At 47.7% G+C, this 19,576-nt stretch carries 10 protein-coding genes; all 10 read right to left on the bottom strand.

Annotation, left to right across the window (positions count from 1 at the left end):
* Window positions 1-18 precede the first annotated feature (18 nt).
* A complete protein-coding gene (locus tag ACCI51_RS00090; protein ID WP_371842159.1) occupies window positions 19-1,752 on the bottom strand; it encodes an SLC13 family permease in 1,734 nt (577 codons plus the stop codon).
* Between the two features lie 594 nt (window positions 1,753-2,346).
* The gene (locus tag ACCI51_RS00095; protein WP_371842160.1) at window positions 2,347-3,162 is read right to left on the bottom strand and encodes a phytanoyl-CoA dioxygenase family protein; all 816 of its coding nucleotides are present in this window, start codon (window positions 3,160-3,162) and stop codon (window positions 2,347-2,349) included.
* A 64-nt stretch (window positions 3,163-3,226) separates the two neighbouring features.
* Window positions 3,227-5,446: a glycosyltransferase family 2 protein gene (locus tag ACCI51_RS00100; protein ID WP_371842161.1), complete on the bottom strand. Its 2,220-nt coding sequence runs from the start codon at window positions 5,444-5,446 to the stop codon at window positions 3,227-3,229.
* Between the two features lie 863 nt (window positions 5,447-6,309).
* Window positions 6,310-7,500, bottom strand: coding sequence for an alginate O-acetyltransferase AlgX-related protein (locus tag ACCI51_RS00105; RefSeq protein ID WP_371842162.1), 1,191 nt, complete (start codon window positions 7,498-7,500; stop codon window positions 6,310-6,312).
* A 207-nt stretch (window positions 7,501-7,707) separates the two neighbouring features.
* Window positions 7,708-10,677, bottom strand: a complete 2,970-nt coding sequence (locus ACCI51_RS00110; protein ID WP_371842163.1) for a glycosyltransferase — start codon at window positions 10,675-10,677, stop codon at window positions 7,708-7,710.
* Window positions 10,678-10,691: 14 nt separating this feature from the next.
* On the bottom strand, window positions 10,692-14,855 hold the full coding sequence (locus ACCI51_RS00115) for a hypothetical protein (RefSeq protein WP_371842164.1): 4,164 nt from the start codon (window positions 14,853-14,855) through the stop codon (window positions 10,692-10,694).
* Between the two features lie 670 nt (window positions 14,856-15,525).
* A complete protein-coding gene (locus ACCI51_RS00120; protein WP_371842165.1) occupies window positions 15,526-16,287 on the bottom strand; it encodes a class I SAM-dependent methyltransferase in 762 nt (253 codons plus the stop codon).
* A gap of 471 nt (window positions 16,288-16,758) precedes the next feature.
* Window positions 16,759-18,192 (bottom strand): mannose-1-phosphate guanylyltransferase/mannose-6-phosphate isomerase, encoded by a 1,434-nt coding sequence (locus tag ACCI51_RS00125; protein ID WP_371842166.1) that lies wholly within the window; start codon window positions 18,190-18,192, stop codon window positions 16,759-16,761.
* A gap of 161 nt (window positions 18,193-18,353) precedes the next feature.
* The gene (locus ACCI51_RS00130) at window positions 18,354-18,533 is read right to left on the bottom strand and encodes a hypothetical protein (RefSeq protein ID WP_371842167.1); all 180 of its coding nucleotides are present in this window, start codon (window positions 18,531-18,533) and stop codon (window positions 18,354-18,356) included.
* A 27-nt stretch (window positions 18,534-18,560) separates the two neighbouring features.
* Window positions 18,561-19,562, bottom strand: a complete 1,002-nt coding sequence (locus tag ACCI51_RS00135; RefSeq protein ID WP_371842168.1) for a hypothetical protein — start codon at window positions 19,560-19,562, stop codon at window positions 18,561-18,563.
* Window positions 19,563-19,576: the final 14 nt, after the last annotated feature.

The raw sequence follows: 19,576 nt of genomic DNA on the forward strand, positions 1-19,576 counted from the left end.
ATCGGACTCCAACAGAAATCAACGCTCAAAAGGAAAAACGATTGGTAATAAAATCAAAACCGATAATGAATAAGCAATCGTCAGAGGCAGGCCCGCCCGCAGGAAATCCCGCAAGTGATAACCGCCCAAGTTTTGTACAATTAAGTTGGTCTGATATCCAAATGGAGTGAGAAAGCTCGCACTAGCCCCATAGGCCACAGCCATCACAAACGGCATCCAGCTAACCTCGAAACTCTCCGCCAAACTCCAGGCGAGTGGAAATGTCAATGCCGCAGCAGCGTTATTGGTCATCAATTCTGTCAGTAATAAAGTGAGCAGAAAAATACCCACCACGCCAACCAGTGGTCCAGCGCCCTGTAATGCAGCTCTCATTGACTGAGCCAGGCTATCAGCCAAACCACTACCTGAAAAGGCCTCAGCCAACACCAAGGCGCTAGCAATAATGATCCATATCTGAAAGGGAAAACGCCGCTGCAATTCAGAAGTAGTAACGATATTCAGGGCTACCATACAACCGAGCAAAACCACCAGTCCCTTCAATAAGGAAAAAATACCCATTGCAGAACCAGCCACTACACCAGCAAATCCAAATCCCATTAACCAACTATCCCGTCGGGAAAGTTGGCGCTGTACGTTCGTACCGCTGATTACATAGAAATTTTTATCAATGTTGCGGTGATGCTTGAAATCCTGCCCTACGGCCAACAATAGAACATCTCCCGACTGCAGCTGAATTTCACCAAGCTTACCCGAGAGCCGATCACCGCCACGACGCATGGCTACTACCGCCGCATCAAAACGAGTGCGGAACTGACAGCTCTTAAGAGTTTCACCAAGGATACTGGAGTTTGGGGTAAGGACGACCTCAGTAAGCTCCATATGCAGCGTATCGTCATCCAATGCAAATAAACGCAAGCCCTCAATAGCCTGGAGTCTTTGTAAATCTCGAACATCGCCACTAAAAAGGAGCTTATCGCCACTGCGTATCAACTCTGTTGGCGCTACCGGGCTGATACTGCAGCCCTCCCGAATGACTTCAACCAGATAGAGAGTTTCAAGTTGACGCAGATTATTTTGCTCAACGGTGCGCCCATTTAGCGGGGAATCAGCAGTCACCTCTGCCTCCAGCAGATACTGGGCCACCTCCTCCTCGACAGCTCCCCCCTCCGGTAATAGGCGATTACATAACAGTAAAACTATCAATCCCACCAATACTGCCACAGCGCCAATGGGCAGGAAGGCAAAAAAGTCCAATGAAGGCTCACCTCTATCCAGCACAAAGCTGTTTACGATCAGGTTCGTGGAAGTACCAATCAGGGTTAAGGTTCCCCCTAGAATCGCCGCATAAGAGAGAGGTAACAACAGCTTGCCCGCAGGGTGTCGCCGCTGAGCCTTAATACTGGAAGCTAAAGCCGCAACCACAGCGGTATTATTCAGAAACGCCGAACTCAACGCAGTAGCACTCGTGAGCCTAAGAAGGCTTGACTTTAAGCCCCCCCCAATCAAGCCATCGGATATTGCCCTGAGCCAGCGGGCCTTTTCTAGGCCGATAGAAATCAGGAGGAGAGCTACCAATGTCACCAGACCAGGATTGACAGCTTTCTGTAGTACTGACTCAACTGGCACGAAACCAGTTAAAAAACAAACAGCGGCAGCTGAAGCAAAAACCAGAGATGGGCGAAATCGGGTGAAAATCAGGGAACCGATTACCAGGACGAAGATACCGGCAACAAATAATTGAGAAAGAGTCATAAGATCTGAGTGTTGCTCTGGTTACCGGTGTAGATATTTGCACTTTTTACACGTCTTAGCGAGGTCAAATTATACTAAATTTAGTGCCGACACCAAACGTTATTGAGTTAAGCCAAAATAACGTGATAACTATAGCTACCTATCCCATCAACATTCTTTTAAAACGAACGCTATCAATCCACATTAACACAGAGAAATTTTCGCACTTCTTCGGAGTTTTTTCTGACCTTCCATTGCTGAACACTGGATCAGCCAGACCTACTTAACGCTTCTCAATTATTTCATCAAAACCCGGGATAAACCTGACTAGCCAGGATGTTTTTTCTCCCATCATTTCGTAAAAAGTAGTGCCCATGATGCCTCATAAGGTCAATGGTAATACCTGGTGGGAGTACCTCCAACTTAATAGCCAATCGCAATTCTAGCCCAGCCGGCCTTATAAGAACGGACCCACTCGCTTTTCATAAATTTTTTAATTCAATAAAATGTAAATTTTATCAACCAGACAATACCCCATTCTAGCTCGTCCCACTCTTCCTTCACTGGAAGTGTACGCCCTCCAGACTCCTGTACTGCTAACAGAGGTATTCGGCACTACCGCCTAAAAAATCGGATAGTTTTACCGGCGAGACGTCGCAGTGACAACTTGGGGGATGTCACCCGGGAGAGTTGGTAGGGAGCGAAACGTTGGATCCATTCCGGTTCGCGCCAACGGATCTCAGATTCACTGCTGCACAAAGGTGTATAGTAACGACAGCCTTCGAAATAATAGTGGGTAACGAGGCTGTGTCGTGAGAGGCTCTTGTCTGGATGACTACCACCGCCATGCAGTAGATTGGCGTGCCAAAGTAATACCTGCCCCTTCTTCAGTATCCCTCGTACTGCGCACAGGCTATTTTTCTCTATCATCGCCTGGATATAATTTTCATATTCATTGTAATGATCATAAGAAGGGGACACATCTACATCCTGCATGGTAACCTCGGGTAACCTATGACTCCCAGGATAATAAACAAGTGCTCCGTTGCTTTCATCTACATCTTCCAACGCTACCCAGGCGCCAGCCATATACCCCGATGGCTGACTGTTAAAGTGGATAGTATCGGAGTGCACTCTCTGTTGCGTACCCACAGGAAAGTTTAGGGTCTGAAAAGCCTTGGCTTTACGCCCAAACAGATCACGCAATGCCCTTAGCACACGCCTTTCCAGCGCAATACGCCGAACACCAGCATTGAAGCGCCAGGCATCCTGGATGCGCGTACCGTGAGCATAGTGCGAGCCAGTTTGGGGGCGATGGTAATAAGGTTCAATATCGGCAATCACACGGTCAAGCAAGCGTGCCTTCAGACGAAAGTCTAAAATCAGCATTCCGTCACGATGAAAATTTGCTTTCTGTTGCGAGCTCAGCATTTCTAGCGATTCCTGAAATAAACTCGAGATATCAAACCCGTAAAATGTCGTTACCCAAAGTCAATCAGCGCCAGAGGGGGGCTTTTGTTCGTTCATTTAATCCCAGTGAAAAATCTTCCCTGGTGTGCGTCAAAAACGGGCTGTAATACGGATCCATTCCCGCACACGTCGACCATCTGGTCTTTAAACACATCGCCTCTCGATCAAACCTAGCCCGCTTTTCCGGAGTATTATCGATACCACGGCTAATAGATTCATGGTGATACATTTCTGCCCAGGGTGTCCATAGGTTGCGGTAACCCGCCGCCTTCACCTTCAAACAGAAATCTACATCGTTAAAGGCAACTGCAAAGTGCTTCTCATCCAGCCCGCCAACCGCTTCAAAAATACTTTTGCGCACCAGCAAACAGGCGGCAGTAACCGCTGAAAAGTTTTGAGTGCAGATTAGTCGATTCCTATAGCCCACAGCATGATGATGGTAAAATTTATGAGCATGGCCTGCCAATCCGCCCAAACCGATCACAACTCCGGCATGCTGTATACGTCCATCGCCATAATGCAGTTTGGCCCCCACACAGCCAATTTCAGACCTTATCGCATGCCCAACCATTTCCATCAACCAATCGGGTGAGGCCACCTCAGTATCATTGTTGACCAGACCAATAATTTCACCGCGAGCATGCTGTACGCCGAAGTTGTTAATTGCCGAGTAATTGAAGGGCGCATCGTACTTGATTACCCTCACATTGGACAAAGTTTTCAGTTTCGCCAAATATTCCAGTGTTTCCGACTCCACGCTCTGATTATCTAAAACCAGAATTTCGTAGTTCCTATAGGTTGTTTTCTCAAGAATACTATCAATACACTGCCTTAACATCGACAGCATATCCCGCGTAGGAATCAAAAGGGAAACCAGTGGCTCTTCCTGCTGCACTGGCCAACGCACATGTAATGTTTCTCGATTTTTTTTAGACTCTACCTCAACATCACTGCAGCCTATCTCATCAAAATATTTCTTTAAAATACGCCGACTACTTTGTATATATTGCTCGCCATCGATAGTTTTATATCTATGAAAAAGGATTCTCGGTATATGAATAATTTCCCTTTGCGGATTTTCCAGTTTCCGTAACACCCGAAGAAACAACGTATAGTCCCAAGCGACTTCACCCGCCGATTCAATAGGTCCATATTCATCTAAAATACCGGGTGCAAAAAGTACAAATTCCCCTATATAATTTCGGGAAAAAAGCAGATCTGGATTCCAGGCGGGCTTGAAATTTGGCCGACAGCGCCGACCTGCCTCATTGAGAAAATCCTCATCGGCATAAATAATTTTCGCATGGGAATTCTTCCTCACAACATACTGCAAACAAGAAAGTGCCTTGGAGGAAAGTACCGCTCGCGGAGGGCACATTAACCGATAGGTATCGGCATCTATTATTTTCTTCAGGATCTCAGCGCCACTTAACGCTTTATCAATCAACCTAATCTTGTTGTTGGAATCAACAAATTCCCTAAACTTGACAAGATCATTATCACTAATTTTTTTTGCCGGAAGGATAAACAATTTCCAGTTCTGATAACTTTGATCTAGTACTGAATCAATAGTATTTCGTATATCATTCAGTGTATCGGTCACACTAACCGGCATCAAAAGCGAAAAACACAAATCCGCAGACGTTTTGAATGAATCGGGCCAAAGGGTTGGTTCAATGGTCTTGACCCAGTCCCCATAAGAAGCTCGTACTCTACGGGGACTAAAAGTTGCATCGTAACAGGCCCAACGATTAGTCATTCTGGATGGCACTCGTAATTGTCGGCTTGTTAATCTAGAACGCATACGATTACGAGCAAATAGCAGAGACACTCTCACCAAAGTCAACTGGCGAATGGTGAAGTCACATTCACATTGTGCCGGAGAAAAAAGTAGCTCTTCCCCCCCCCGGGCAAACCAAATCAGACGCTTGGATACACGCCCATTGCGTACAGGCAAACGTAATCGTTGGGACTTACGCCCCTCCTTGTGCTGAAGCACGAAGGCCGTATCCAAATAGCTTTGATCCGATTCAATCAAAACTTCTACCATATACCAGCCACGCGCAAAATTTTTGTTCGCGATGGAGAACATAGATTGGCTGGAAATGGATTTGCCGGTTATACAGCCGTCGGTACCCGGCTGGATAGTCATCCCCTGAAGCGGGCACAGCAGTGGACGTAAATCGTACCTCGTTAAATGAGGGACAGCGATTTCAGGGCGCTTAACTCCCATATACAACTTCATAAGCTCCCATTACTATCTCGAACAGCCTTTACTTGCATTCTAATTTTGCCTGAAGACAAAAAATAGGCTATTAAAAAATTAGGTTTCTTGACATTCACTATTAATCACAGAAAAATTCTGGATATATATTTTATAAAGGAGTTTTCTTAGCAAGAAGAAATTCGTAATTTATAAAATAAAATTATCTTTTTCTTTATGCTGCAAGAAAAGTAACCTTTGCTCATCAGCAATTCCCAGCAAGTCTATCTCTATTACCATTCTTACCCGCCTTACCTGTCATGTTTAGACACATATTTCCTCCCAACCGGCATCCTTTTAAAACACTCTACTCCGACCATTTACAGATCATGTAACTTTTGAATCAATAGTCAGATCATTGCAACTTCCTCTGGATAGGTGCGCTATATGGCATGAAAAATGTTTCGAGTATGTCTCCGCCAACATTAAAGTAATCACTCAATACTAGCTTTTCACTTAAGTCTGCACCTTACTTACACCAAAAAGCATCAGTAACCTTGACGGCTCTTAGCTTATCTCGATTGATGTAAATATCGAGAGACATTACGTCTTGCTATCTATAACAAAACCAACGATCCATTGGACCCAAACGCAAACCAGTCACATCATAAGCTTAAATTTTGATCGAATCACGAGAAAAATATCTATTAACAACATCAAAATTAGTTAGACTAATGAGCTACACTCCTTTGTAAACAGCTTGAGAGATCCCTTTAAAAACAGCTCCAAAACTACTTTGACCAATAAATACAAATCAATAATTCAAACTTTTTAATATTTCATAGCATTCGACATCAAGCAATATTAGTAGATGTCAACGTATTTCCTCAACATCCCATAACGTTCTAACTATTTGATGGTACGCTACTGGCTAATAATAATGAATGATACCGGGCACCGGATTCTGAAAGTCCACTTTTAAGCCAGTGAGCCTGATTACCTATAACCTCTACACGGCTGTCTTCACTAAGTCCTGACCACTTTTCCGCAATTTCATCCGCGAGTTGATATCCAACTACTGGAGGACGAACTACAAAACGACCATTAGTTTGGGCAATTAAAAAATCCGGACTCTCTTTCGCAACAACTGTAGCATCAATATTTCCGGCTGAATGTACAAATATCACATCGGTAAAAACCCGAGCGACATAGTCCAACATGGTATAACTCGAGGAAGAGCCAAAGATCAAGCATTTAGCCGCCACCAAAGCATTTTTCTTGTGTGTGACCAGCACCCGCCCCATATTGGGTAAATGGTTGTCGTACCGTACCCATTGACGATAGGAAATGCCACTCGGCATCCATTCTCTCGCAGACCGTCTTGGGAACATTTTGTTTCCCAGATCCCCCCCCCTCAGACGCTCCTTGAAATTATCCTTCTCAAAGAGTGTTTCGATACTTGCTATATCCAATCCCAGAACTTCCAAGACAGCCATCAAACCGCACAAGGCTCCCTTATGAGTCCAGTGGGTGTCACAAACACGAAACATCTGTTCTGATGACCTCCGCATTCTCTCCGTAGGATGTACCACCTTATGATCTGGCCTCGCTAATTTTTCCACCTGCTCCACAGGGGTTGTAGGCCCTTTTAGGTGGGGGTAATAATCCGACATCACCATCTCTTTGGCTGGCGCAATCAGTACTGCGTAAGCACAATGATACTCCGCTGCCAAATCATGAAGAGAATCGAGGTAGTCCGACCAGGCACGTCGCTCCAATCGGCCTAACAGTAATTCCCCGCAAAATTGTTCGACACTCTGATTCGTATCATTATCAAGAAACAGCCAACCATCCCGCCCTTCGAGGATTTTCAAACTTCCTTCGACAAAAAACTGGATGACATCATAGTCAAGACCGGCAATCTCAAAGCCAAAGACGCCATTATCTGTTGCAAGGGTTATAGCAGTGCGAAATCCACAATATAATTGTGCGTGCCTATCAGGCGCATCACCCAAGACCCGGCTCACTACATCCGGCCGGGGGACCTCCACTTTTAGATAAACCTTTCGCTCAGCAGCCTTTACATATGGCCGCACATTAGCTCCCCTCTCGGCCAGTACCCACCCTTGAAACATCAGGCCTGGGCCCATAAGAGATTCGTCATCGCAGTCCTGCTCATGACGAGGGTAGTCCAGACACCACCGGAATACGCCCGGACAGTTGGGGGTTAATGGTTTAATAGAGATGTGATACATGTTTCGTTGTTTACCAGAGCCGGGCTGGACCCGGCAGCTTAAAATACTTCATTGCAACGAGTGTGCATTTTCGGTGACCATAGATAGCGCGATACCCAGCTGGTCAAGCATTGTATTCCCACTGAAGTTCTCTGCCGCTCGTCGGCGACCTGCACGGCCCAGGCGCTGGCGCAGCTCCTTATTCAAAACCAATTCAATGACTCTCTGCGCAACTACATCCACCCTCCCAAACGGTACAAGAAAACCAGTATTGCCATCCTCGATAAGTTCCGGCAGCGCCCCCCAATGATATGCGACAACTGGACGCGCCGTGGCCATAGCTTCCAGCACCGTACGCCCAAATGATTCCTGGAAGTGCGACAGGTTCACAACTATATCAGCCAGGGTCAAGGCTTCCTGGGGATCGGCGGCATAGCCGGCAAACTGCAGACATTTTGCAATCTCGCCACTCTTCTGTCGGATTTGCAAGTCCCGCGTGTGCTCGTTCTCAGGCCCAACCAATACACAAACCGCGGGAATCGCATGCTGCTCAAGTCTTTGGGCCAACTCAACAAAATCAGCCAGCCCCTTTTTTGGCAAATTACTGCTAATCAAGGCGATGCGCACAAGCCGATCTCCAGCCGCATCCTGGTCGCATAACGGCCTATATCGAGTCAAGTCAATAATATTCGGCACAATGACCGAACTCCTTGCGCCTATTTCCCGCTCCACAGCCTTGGAGCTTGCCACCACAATATCGGCCAACTCCCGAACCCGTGCAGTAATAGAGCCAGCATCGGTTCCCAGTACTCGACAAAGGGCTACATCCCTATACGGCAGTTCACGCACGTGAATCAGGGTAGGCACATTCAGGGCCCGAGCAGCCAGCAGCGGCTCATCGAGAACCAGAGTATTGGTGTAGACCGCTCGGATAGAAAACCTCTCAATTAGGTGTTTAAACTGCGCCAGAGTTACAGAACTAGGAGCCCGCCCATCCCGCCACCAACCATAAGGTAGAACAATTACCGCCCTCGCCTTGGACCTGATGGCCTCAACATAATCGGTGTTAATAGCACTTGGCAGGGCCACCACCAAGTTGACCCCTAGCTTATTTAAGGAGGACAGTACATCCAGCAAGCTACGCTCAGCGCCGTATAGATACTCTCCGGCCTGGTGAGCGCAAACCAACATGTTCAAAGCGCCCGGCCGATAGGCTTGCCTCCCCGTAATTTCCGCCAGCGGCTCTACTCCCTGCGTGCGCCCCACTGCTAAATAATGGTGCAAGGTAGACAGGTTACCGACTCTTGCTTCTGGAAAACGGTATCCATAGCCTGAGGTGCTAAATCCTGGCCCCGGGTCTCTCCCTTCAGTAAAACCAACGGTCCAATAATGCTCGAACAGATCCACCAGCTCTTCGTGTAAGTCTGGATACTGCTCAAGATACCAAGTGGCATCGAAATAGCCAGACTGCTGGGCAAGATCCATCGGGTTGAGACCCGATACAAGCTTGCCCTCGCAGCATATTGCCTCAGGCACCAGGAATGGCCGTGAACTGGGATTAGCCGGCAAATAGAGATCGCCTGGAGACTCAGCCCTTGCATGCCAACGTCTGGCCGCATCTTCGTAATCTTTCCGAACACCATAAAACCGTGTATCGAGGTGTGTCTCACCACGCTGACTCAGAGAGTTGTTATCGATGCGGCCGAAACTAAGTGGCACACCTGGTAACACTTCCTCTAAAGCATCCTCGCCAAAAACCTTAAGTAACCGGTAGTAATATTCAGTGTCTGCATTGACCGACACCCTATCCCAAAAGCCCAATGTCTCGACTACTGACCGATGGAACATCAGTGAGGAGACATTGCGATACACCCAACTCTCTTCCGGCCGCCAATGGGAAAAATGCAACCCGTCGGTGGTGCGTACCCAGTGAGAGGTGCAACCCACCTTATCAGGCATGCGCAACAAGGCTTTAACCTGGCATTCGATTTTTTGTGGGTGGGACCAGTCGTCACTGTCGTGAGTCGTAATCAGGTCACCGCCAGCTTGTGCCAGGGCAGTATTGCGGGCAGCATAAGCCCCCTGATTCCTTTCGTGATGCAGAAGCCGGATTTCCAGACCAGGTCGCAAGCGCGTATTTCGTTCAAAATCTTCCATTACCTGCCGAGTGGTGTCCTTGCTGGCATCGTCGACAACCAGAATTTCCAGATTACGCCAAGTCTGTTCGCATAACGATCGAAGAGCTGTCGCCAGGGTCAACTCTGCGTTATAGGCAGGGATGATTACAGATACCTTTGGGGCACTGTTATCCCCTTTGATGGCCAGCTGTTCGGCGGAACGAAGGGAATCCAAATTCAAAACCCCAAAATCCCCCCCTACCAAGGTACACAACCTATGCCGTGCAAAAAACCGGTTGATGATATCCAGGCGCCGACGATTCAGCTCCCCGTCCTGTTTGTCACCGCCCATCCCTAGGACGAGTAAGTTGGCCTCGGCCAGTACCACATCCGCCTGCCCTGCAAAACGTTGTGTCAATATATTCATTGCCCATTGGGCAACATCCAAATGCCCACACTGCAATGCAGCCTCCAGTGTCAACAGATAGGGACCGGCATGTGCAGGGTAAGGGTGCAAAGCACTTTGAAACTGCTGCAGGTAATTCAATGCCTTCGGCCAGTTTTTATTTACCGCATACCAACGCGCGATCGCCCAAGCCGCATAGTGACGCTCATGGTCGCTGGCCTCCAAAGCTTCGGCTAGATGCACCAGCCGAGGCATCATGAGCTTATCCCCCCCCCTCCATAGATGATGCTCCCAGGCTAGGGCACGATTGCGAGAGGGGAGTCTGCCCTCAGAGCGACCATGGTTGATATAGTGCACCCAAGGGTCGACCCCGGCAGCCGCGACATCCGGATAGGTTTGCAAATACCATTGAGAATCGAATTGATCGGCAGCCACCGGTGTGTCGTCACGCCCTAAAGCATAAGCATTGGGGCGCTTCCGGCCATGTCTCGGCCAAAGATTCTTTATGCAAAACACAGTTTAAAATCCATTCAGCCGGGAAGTGGCTGGCGGCCTTCCTCCCGCCCCATCGAGACATAATGCACGAGTGGATTAAAGCCGCTGTCTTTTACATCCGGATTAGTGTCGAGATACCACTGACTATCAAACTCTGGCCCAGGGTTACGCCCTTCGAAAGCGCCAAGTTTCAAGTAGTGCAAAGCGGGATTACTGGCTGCGTTTTTATCTTCTGCCACATCGGGATATGAGGAAAGGTACCACTCTTCATTGAACAGACCGGACTGATTGATTTGATCCAGCTCCTTTTTTTGCTTGCGTATTTTTTTTGCGCGCTTACCGAAAGGTATGCCGATAGGGAGCCCATACTCTTTGCCAGATTGATTGCCATCTACTGCCTCCCCTTTCGCATCCTTTTCTGTTGCCACACGCAGAGCAACCACCTCCGCTTCTTTTTCTTCTAGTAAACTAGTCAGTAACGATAACTCTTTAAAGCGCTCATCGACCGAGCTCTTTGCACCTGAAAGATCAGACTCCAGAGCCTGCACCCGGAGCTGCAACTGCCGCCCAGCCTGCAAAAGGGTATCCCGTTCTTTTTCGACGGACTGCAGCCCCTCCTCCAGGCTCCGACAAAGGGAGTTCAGATCTGCCTGGTCTTTATCTAAATCTTGTTTAGCCTGCCGGCTCTGTTGTAATTGTCTCTCGGTAGACTTGAGTGACTGCTCCAGCTCTTGGATGCGCCTATTTACTTTCTTAGACTGCTTATCTCTCTCCGCCAGATCCACCCGCAAGCGTTCGGCTACCACCACCTGGCTCTTTTGAGATTTATCTAATTTCATGAAATCAGCAACCCGCTCCTTTAACTGCCCCTGCAAAGTGCTGACGGTGCTTTCCAGCTTCTGAATACGCGCTGCCGATTTACACTCTTTTGCGTCATATGACACCTTAAGATCTATATTCTGTTGTCCTGCATTCTCGAGTAATTCCGTTAGGGCAGCTAGCTCTTTGTAACGCTCTTCAAGGGATAGATTTTTTCCTACAATTACCTCCTCCAGCTCCCTAACCCGTATTTCAAGGTCGCGCTTTGCAGCAACTGTACCTTCAGATTTACGTTGGAGCTCTACAATGTTCTGCTCTAGCTGTTCGGCATGAACTCGAGCTTGCTGCCATTGCTGCTGAGCTTCCTCAAGTACTTGTACCCGCTCCATAAGTTCGCTTTTTTGCGCTGCGATGCTCTCAAATTTTCGCTGATGTTCTGCAAATTCTTGCTCCAAGTGTTCCGCTCGAGCTTGTGCCTTTATCCGCTGTTGCTCCTCCTCCTCCAGCGCCTGCATCCATTCATCGAGCTCACTCTCATTCGCTTCGCTACTCTCCAACTTGCGCTGAACCTCCGAGAGATCTCGTTCTAGCTGCTCGGCGCGACCCTGTACTTTCTGCCAATGCTGCTGCTCCCCGGTCAGTGCCCGCACTCGCTCCTCGAGCTCCCTCTTTTCAACAGCTAGTCTATTGGACTCCATCTCAAATTCGGCAAGGTTCCGTTCAAGCTGTTTCGCACGGCCTTCTGCTCGTTGCCACTGCTGCTGTTCTTCTGTCAGAGCCTGCACTCGCTCTTCAAGTTCGCTCTTCTCAACTGCAACCCTATCGAACTGGATCTCAAGTTCCGCGAGGTTCCGTTCAAGCTGTTCCGCACGGCATTCTGTTTGTTGCCACTGCTGCCGCTCCTCTGTCAGTGCCTGCACACGCTCTTCAAGTTCGCTCTTCTCAACAGTAACCCTTTCGGACTTATCCTGAAGCTCCGTAAGATCCCGCTCAAGCTGTTCCGCACGACATTCTGTTTGTTGCCACTGCTGCCGCTCCTCTGTCAGTGCCTGCACACGCTCTTCAAGTTCGCTCTTCTCAACAGTAACCCTTTCGGACTTATCCTGAAGCTCCGTAAGATCCCGCTCAAGCTGTTCCGCACGACATTCTGTTTGTTGCCACTGCTGCCGCTCCTCTGTCAGTGCCTGCACACGCTCTTCAAGTTCGCTCTTCTCAACAGTAGCCCTTTCGGACTTATCCTGAAGCTCCGTAAGATCCCGCTCAAGCTGCTCCGCACGACCTTGTGCTTGTTGCCACTGCTGTCGTTCCTCTGTGAGTGCCTGCACACGCTCCTCAAGCACACTCTTCTCAACAATAACCGTTTCAGACTTGTCCTGAAGCTCCGTAAGATCCCGCCCCAGCTGTTCAGCGCGACCTTGCTCTTGCTGCCACTGTTTCTGTTCCTCAGTGAGTGCCTGCACTCGCTCTTCAAGTTCGCTCTTCTCAACAGCAACCCTTTCGGACTTGCCCCGGAGTTCCGTAAGATCCCGTTCCAGCTGTTCAGCGCGACCTTGCACTTGCTGCCACTGTTGCTGTTCCTCTGTCAGTGCCTGCACACGCTCCTCAAGCACACTCCTCTCAACAGTAACCTTTTCGGACTTGTCCTGAAGTTCTGTAAGATCCCGCTCCAGCTGTTCAGCGCGACCTTGTACTTGCTGCCAATGCTGTTGTTCCTCAGTGAGTGCCTGCACTCGCCCTTCAAGTTCGCTTTTCTCAACTGCAACCCTATCGGACTGGATCTCAAGTTCCGCGAGATTCCGCTCAAGCTGCTCCGCACGACCTTGTGCTTGTTGCCACTGCTGTTCCTGGTCCGCCAACGCTGATTTCAAGCTATCGTTGAGATGCCGCTCGCTATCTAGAGCTTCTTCATGTTTTTGAAGAGTAACTTGCAGCTTCGACCGCTCTTGTTCGGCCTCTGTCAGTAACCCAGTCAATCTAGCAAGCTCTTGGCTCTGATTCCCGCAAGATGTTCGTTCATCGACAAGCTCGGATTCCAGCAAGCACAATCGCTCTTCAAGCGCGTTAACCTTTTCAGCCTGAGAGCGCCTCTCCGCTATACTTCGAGCTCGATCTTCCTGAAGTCTTTCCATCACCTCATTTCGTGAGACGAGTTGTTTTTTCTGCTCTTCCAAGTTAGCCGAAAGAGTGGCCCCTTCAGCTCGTTGCTGCTCACACATTTTATTCAAACGGCGCTGCTCTGATTGTGCCCTAGATAATTCATCCGCACTGGATTCCGAGCGAATCTGATACTTAACCAATTCCTGCTGTTGCTCGGCGTTGGCCGTCTGTAGCTGTAAAAGCTGCTGGTTGCGTTCATTCAACTGTCGGTACTGCTCATCCAGGCGCATGCGAAGCTGTGTGACTTCAGATTTCAACTCATCGCGGAACTCCTGCAGCATACTGACTCGCTCAGCTAACTGACCCCGCTCCTGAGCATGCCGCTCCACTGCGTGCTCCATACGCTGACTAAAACTCGCCAGCTCCCGTCGCTTGGATTCAAGCTGAGTGCGAGTATTTTCATAGTCTGTGCTCAACTGCTCCAGTTGGCTTTCCTGTTCTGCAAGACTCGCTTCCAGTACTTCAGCCTTCTGCAGGTATTCGCCTGCCTGTAGAGCGTCTTTGCAGGTGCGTCCTAAACGCGCAAAAACATCGCGGACCACCTGTAGGGCCGAGTTAGGCTCATCCCGCTGGAATAGATTAGCCAGCAACGGGCCCAGCTCGCCCCCAGTTGAAATAGCTCCCATCCCTTCGCCTTGATGGAAGGCAAAAGTCGCGTACTTTTGCGCTAAAGTGTCAAACGTTCGAGAAATCTCATCCCCAGAGGCACGCCTCGAAATACCAGACACCAGTACGAGGCCACAAATAGAGAGTTTCGGTTGCCAGCGGGCCAGCAGGCTTTCCAGGTCTTCCTCGGCTGTGGGGTTCAATAACAGCAGATCCACACTTCCATCTTCGAATTGACTAGCAGCCCTCATCGAAGGACTATCGAGCAGAAAAGAAAAACTGTCAAAATGCTGATCGTGATAAACCCGTGTCTCATTTTGCGGAGTGCTTGCATTCCCACCTTTTTCCAGAGAAGTGACATAACAGCGGGTATCTAACCGCAGCCGCTGCACAGCTTGGCAAAGAGCAAAATGGGCAACACCGGACTCCATTCCCAAAGTCATTGCAATACGGGGTTGGTGTGCCTCCATTAACCAGAATAGGAAGGGGACATGCTCCAACCAGGACGACGGGCGAAGGTAATCCGGTTTCCAGAACATAGAGCTTTTGGCCAGGGAGTTAATGGCCGGTTTTATCGCCAGATCGGCTTGCTTTTTTGTCAATTCCGTTGTCGACATGTATTTCTACTCAAAATCAAGGTTATGGCCTAGTTTTGCCTAGGCGACTGTCATTAATCGGACTTGTGAGGGAGGCGTCCAAAGTATTTAATGAAATTCAGATATTGAAGGTCAAAGTTATATTGATCGATTCCAGGGCCACAAATAACTTTATTCCTCGGCAAATATTATTCATCGTCAATACCTGCCTGGACCTGATGAAACAACCATAAATATCCAGCGAAAGCCCACACGAATAGTTAATCTGCAATGGGAATTCGATCAAAATCTAGACCAATACCCTTCATCAGTTCTAGAAAACGCTGACAATATGAGGGCACATCTTCACTTTCTTGCCAATAAGGATACACATACGAACAACACTCTAACCTTCAAATACAAAAATCAATTCCAACTTCAAAATTTTTCCACTACGAACCTAGAAAATTTTCCCAAAATATTTTTTGCATTCATTGGAAAAACAATAATATTTCGAACGCACAAAAGGAAATCTGAGAGCCTGAGAGCCTGAGAGCCTGAGAGCCTGAGAGCCTAAATAATTTTATCATCACATGACTCCGCAACAACCACTCTCAGCCCTCACCCCACTTTCTAATCTTCAGCATACTCAGCCCAACAAAACTTCCCAATACGTCACCGCAAGAAATTAACAAAGGCATCAATGAGATTTTCATACAGCTCGAGTCAGTCGCCCAAGGCCTTTTTCTAACGGATAGTATTCCAGCTGAAAACCATGATCCTGCCCCCAGCGCTCACAGATATCCTTCTCCTCCTGACGAATAGTATCGTCCATCCAGACTTCAGCCTTTGTAGAAAGCCTATCTGACATCGCCGGTAGCGCCGGGTAGCGACTATATAGGCATGTAACCCCTGGGGGCCCATCCACCCAAAGCAGGTCTACACTTTCGACCCCATTCAGCAGTGACTTCGGATACCAACGTGCAGGCTTCTCAGCATTCTTAGGGCTCATGTGTTCGTCCTCCCAGGATTCCAAATCTCCTATGCGTAAGTCCACCCACGTCTGTAAATATTCGGCTTCTAGTGTTGCCAATGTTTGCACACCGTAATGATTACTGTGCTCAATGGATATTAGTTTTCCCATACCGTTTTGACGCAGCGCATCAGCAATTACCAATGTAGAAGCACCACTACCAAACTCTACGACCACTGAGGGCCGGGAAGTCATGATGTGTGTATGCAGATGAAGAAGAACATCAGGTGAGGCCGCCCAGCCACGTAATCCGGGAAGCTGCCCTTTGATAGATAGGCGACGCTGCAGCCAGCTCAGACTTTCCAGCTGCATGTAGAGACGATTCTGAACCGTAATCAAGTCACGAGTCATCTTTATGGAGTTTTCTTTGCCAGCCTTAAGGAGCCTTTTTTCAAGCCTCTCCAGAATTCTAGAAAAGTCATCCATTTTTTTATCAGACATAACAGCTGACAACTCCAATAAATATTTATTATACAAACATCTAGGGGCAATTTTTTCGAGTCATTCAATACCATCCGCCACCTAGTAAAAATTAGTCATTTTCTACTTGTCCAAGATAGAAGCATTAAACTCGTTAGCCATCTCAAGATAACAGCGCAACAGCTAGGCATTGCCAATACAGGAAGAACACAGATATACGATACCGCAATTCTCCAATGTGGCAAGAATCCCAGCCCTATGGCCTTTAGCTGACTTAGGAACCCAACTTCAGACCCCGAACAGCTGGGGCAATACGTCATTTGACCTTTATTTTCTGGCTATACTGAGCAGTTAAGCCTTTTAACTGACCATAGCTATTAAAGATCCGACATACTAAATCTTGAGAAAGTGCTTCCTCTCGCATGACTGGCGACTAATTAATAGAAACCGCACAGGGAACTGCGCATCAGAAGTTAACTTGCTCCACTATCATCAACAGCGGCCATAGCTATCTTCAAAGCGGACAATGTCATCTTCCCCCAAGTATTCCCCGCTCTGGACTTCGATCATTACCAGGGCAATGATACCGGGGTTCTCCAACCTATGCTTATGACCAGCCGGAATGTAGGTAGACTCATTAGTTCGTAGAAGAATATCCTTGTCACCATTGACTACCTTGGCGGTACCACGAACCACTATCCAATGTTCACTCCGGTGGTGGTGCATTTGCAGTGACAAGGAGGCTCCCGGCTTTACTTCTATACGCTTCATCTTGAAACCCTCGCCCTCCTCCAAAACGGTATAAGTTCCCCAAGGTCGATGCACCGTGACATGCTGATGATGCAGCTCACCTCCACTTGCCTTGAGTCTCTGCACCACTTTCTTCACATCCTGGCTACGGTCCTTATGAGCCACCAACAGAGCGTCAGGTGTATCAATGATTACCAGGTCTTCCACCCCTACCGCAGTCGTCAAGCGGTGAGAACTACGAACGTAAGTATTACGAGTACCTTCCAGTTCGGCACTCCCCGTCACCCGATTGCCGTCGGCGTCCGGCTCAAGTAACTCTGCCATGGCCTGCCAGGAGCCTATATCACTCCAGCCCAGATCACATGGCACTACCGATACACGCGAAGACTTTTCCATTAGCGCATAGTCGATGGAGTCATCCTCCACCATACCGAACGTTTCTGGTTCAAGCCGCGTTACGGTATGCCCATTCCCTTGACTGCGGCTAGAACCCTCCAGGGCAACAGCCATACTTTGCGCAAGGCTAGGCGCATGCGCTGCCATTTCATCCAACAAACTGCCTACTTGGAAGCAAAACATTCCCGAGTTCCACAGGTGGCTGCCACTGACAAAATACTGCTCTGCTAAATCTCGGTTGGGCTTCTCTACAAAGCCTTCGACGTTGAACGCATGTTGACCCGAAACATCACATCCCTCAGCGATCTCTATATAGCCGAAACCCGTTTCCACGTGTGTGGGTTGAATACCAAAGGTGACCAAGCGCCCTTCAGCGGCCACCTCGGAAGCTAATACAACAGCCTTCGCAAAAGCAGCTTCATCACGTACTAGATGATCCGCGGGAAGAACCAGCATTAGTGCACTATCTCCATAGCGTTGCTGTAATTCCATAGCAGCGGCATACACTGCGGGGGCCGTATTGCGACCGAAGGGCTCTAATATGTAATGAAGTGGCTCAGAAGGTGATAACTCACGATACTCATCCTCGGTGCGGAAGAAGAGATCACGATTAGTAACAGTAGTGACGCTCTCTATAACACCTGTGGTTCTTCCCCGTAAGTAGGTTTTCTGAAGCAGAGAAAGCCCATCCTCCATTTGAATGAATGGCTTGGGATTTGCTTCCCTGGAAACTGGCCACAAGCGTGAGCCAGTCCCGCCCGCTATAATTACAATATGCATATATCACCTTCAGGGAAAACTATTATTAAAAAATAAAAGGACTACTAAGCAGCTAAATACAAATTAAGTACCTTACCTGTTATCATCGGCACTCTGGAATGAGTGCCAACCGGTGTTTGATAGAAAATCACACCTCCTCCCAAAAACGAACCTACAGCATCTCACAAGGAAGATGGAGCGGGCACATTATTAACTAGCCCACCCAAAATTTCTGTATTTACATTCCTCAAAAATTCTTTTTCGCTTTTTATAATCTTACAATCCCCTTCCTCCCCTGGAAATTCTGCTAACAGCTCACCACTTATTTCACTTTCGTAAACCATCAAAAACGACTTCGACATAAGCACATATCCCAATGAAATTTCTAGTCAAGAAACAACTTCCATGAGAGCGTCAGTGTATATAGACATAAAACTACCAAAGCACTCTTTTCCAGAGCTTTCGACATCTAGAACAGAGGATTTATTTGATCGACCTTTACTCACATCAAGATTATTAAATAATATTTCACCGCCTAGTCTTCGACGAAAAAAATCATGATTCTGCAGACTAAAGACGCCATCTACTAAGCGCGCCTTCCTCTTATCCATACCCAAAAAAGGAGAGGAATCTTCAAATTTCAAAGCAGTAAGACTCGCAACTTTAGATATTACTCTATGCCTTACTTCCGGCCTTAAATACTTAGAGCCAGCCAAAACTTCATTTGCCTTTCGGCAGAACTCAACAACATGCGCCGAACGTCGACTATTAAGTGGACTCGCACCTTCTGGGACTGAAAAAACAACATTACAGTCAATAGCAGAAAAAAAACTAGAGAAATTTTCATTTTCAGGGAATTTCGTATAATCCAAAACCCTTACATCTGAAAAAGCATCAAACCACCTTCCCAACAAAACCTCGAATTTAAAAGCAGGATCAGAAAGACAACCCATTAGAAATTCATCATATTTCCTAGATTCATATCCCGTCGCACAGTTTTGCGAATAAATAGAATCTATGTATTCTACTTGAGGCCTAATTGTGACAACTATAACGGGCTTTGCATTCAATTTTTCACAAAAAAACAATATATCACTTATTACCTGACTACTTTTATAGTAACCGCTAAAATTTTCAGCAGACAAAACAACTTTATCACACTGCTTCTCGGATACCTCCCTCTCTAACTCAGACCACCCCCCAAATGCCGACTTATACTTCCAAGAAGACACCGATTCGTAAACAAGATTATGATGAGCATTCGTTTTTGTGGAACCAGACTCAGGATATAAAATTCCATTTTCAAAGAGCTTATCTTTATTATTATGCAACAAGGACTGAATACTTGTTGTCCCCGTTTTATGTGTGCCTATATGAAAATATACTATCATTAAAATATCACCTA

This window comes from Microbulbifer echini, from assembly GCF_041447225.1.
GTDB lineage: Bacteria > Pseudomonadota > Gammaproteobacteria > Pseudomonadales > Cellvibrionaceae > Microbulbifer > Microbulbifer echini.

Coding starts and splice junctions, on each gene's coding strand:
- ACCI51_RS00115 (WP_371842164.1), bottom strand. CDS start 14,855: ATGTCGACAACGGAATTGACAAAAAAGCAAGCCGATCTGGCGATAAAA.
- ACCI51_RS00100 (WP_371842161.1), bottom strand. CDS start 5,446: ATGAAGTTGTATATGGGAGTTAAGCGCCCTGAAATCGCTGTCCCTCAT.
- ACCI51_RS00095 (WP_371842160.1), bottom strand. CDS start 3,162: ATGCTGAGCTCGCAACAGAAAGCAAATTTTCATCGTGACGGAATGCTG.
- ACCI51_RS00125 (WP_371842166.1), bottom strand. CDS start 18,192: ATGCATATTGTAATTATAGCGGGCGGGACTGGCTCACGCTTGTGGCCA.
- ACCI51_RS00130 (WP_371842167.1), bottom strand. CDS start 18,533: ATGTCGAAGTCGTTTTTGATGGTTTACGAAAGTGAAATAAGTGGTGAG.
- ACCI51_RS00135 (WP_371842168.1), bottom strand. CDS start 19,562: ATGATAGTATATTTTCATATAGGCACACATAAAACGGGGACAACAAGT.
- ACCI51_RS00090 (WP_371842159.1), bottom strand. CDS start 1,752: ATGACTCTTTCTCAATTATTTGTTGCCGGTATCTTCGTCCTGGTAATC.
- ACCI51_RS00120 (WP_371842165.1), bottom strand. CDS start 16,287: ATGTCTGATAAAAAAATGGATGACTTTTCTAGAATTCTGGAGAGGCTT.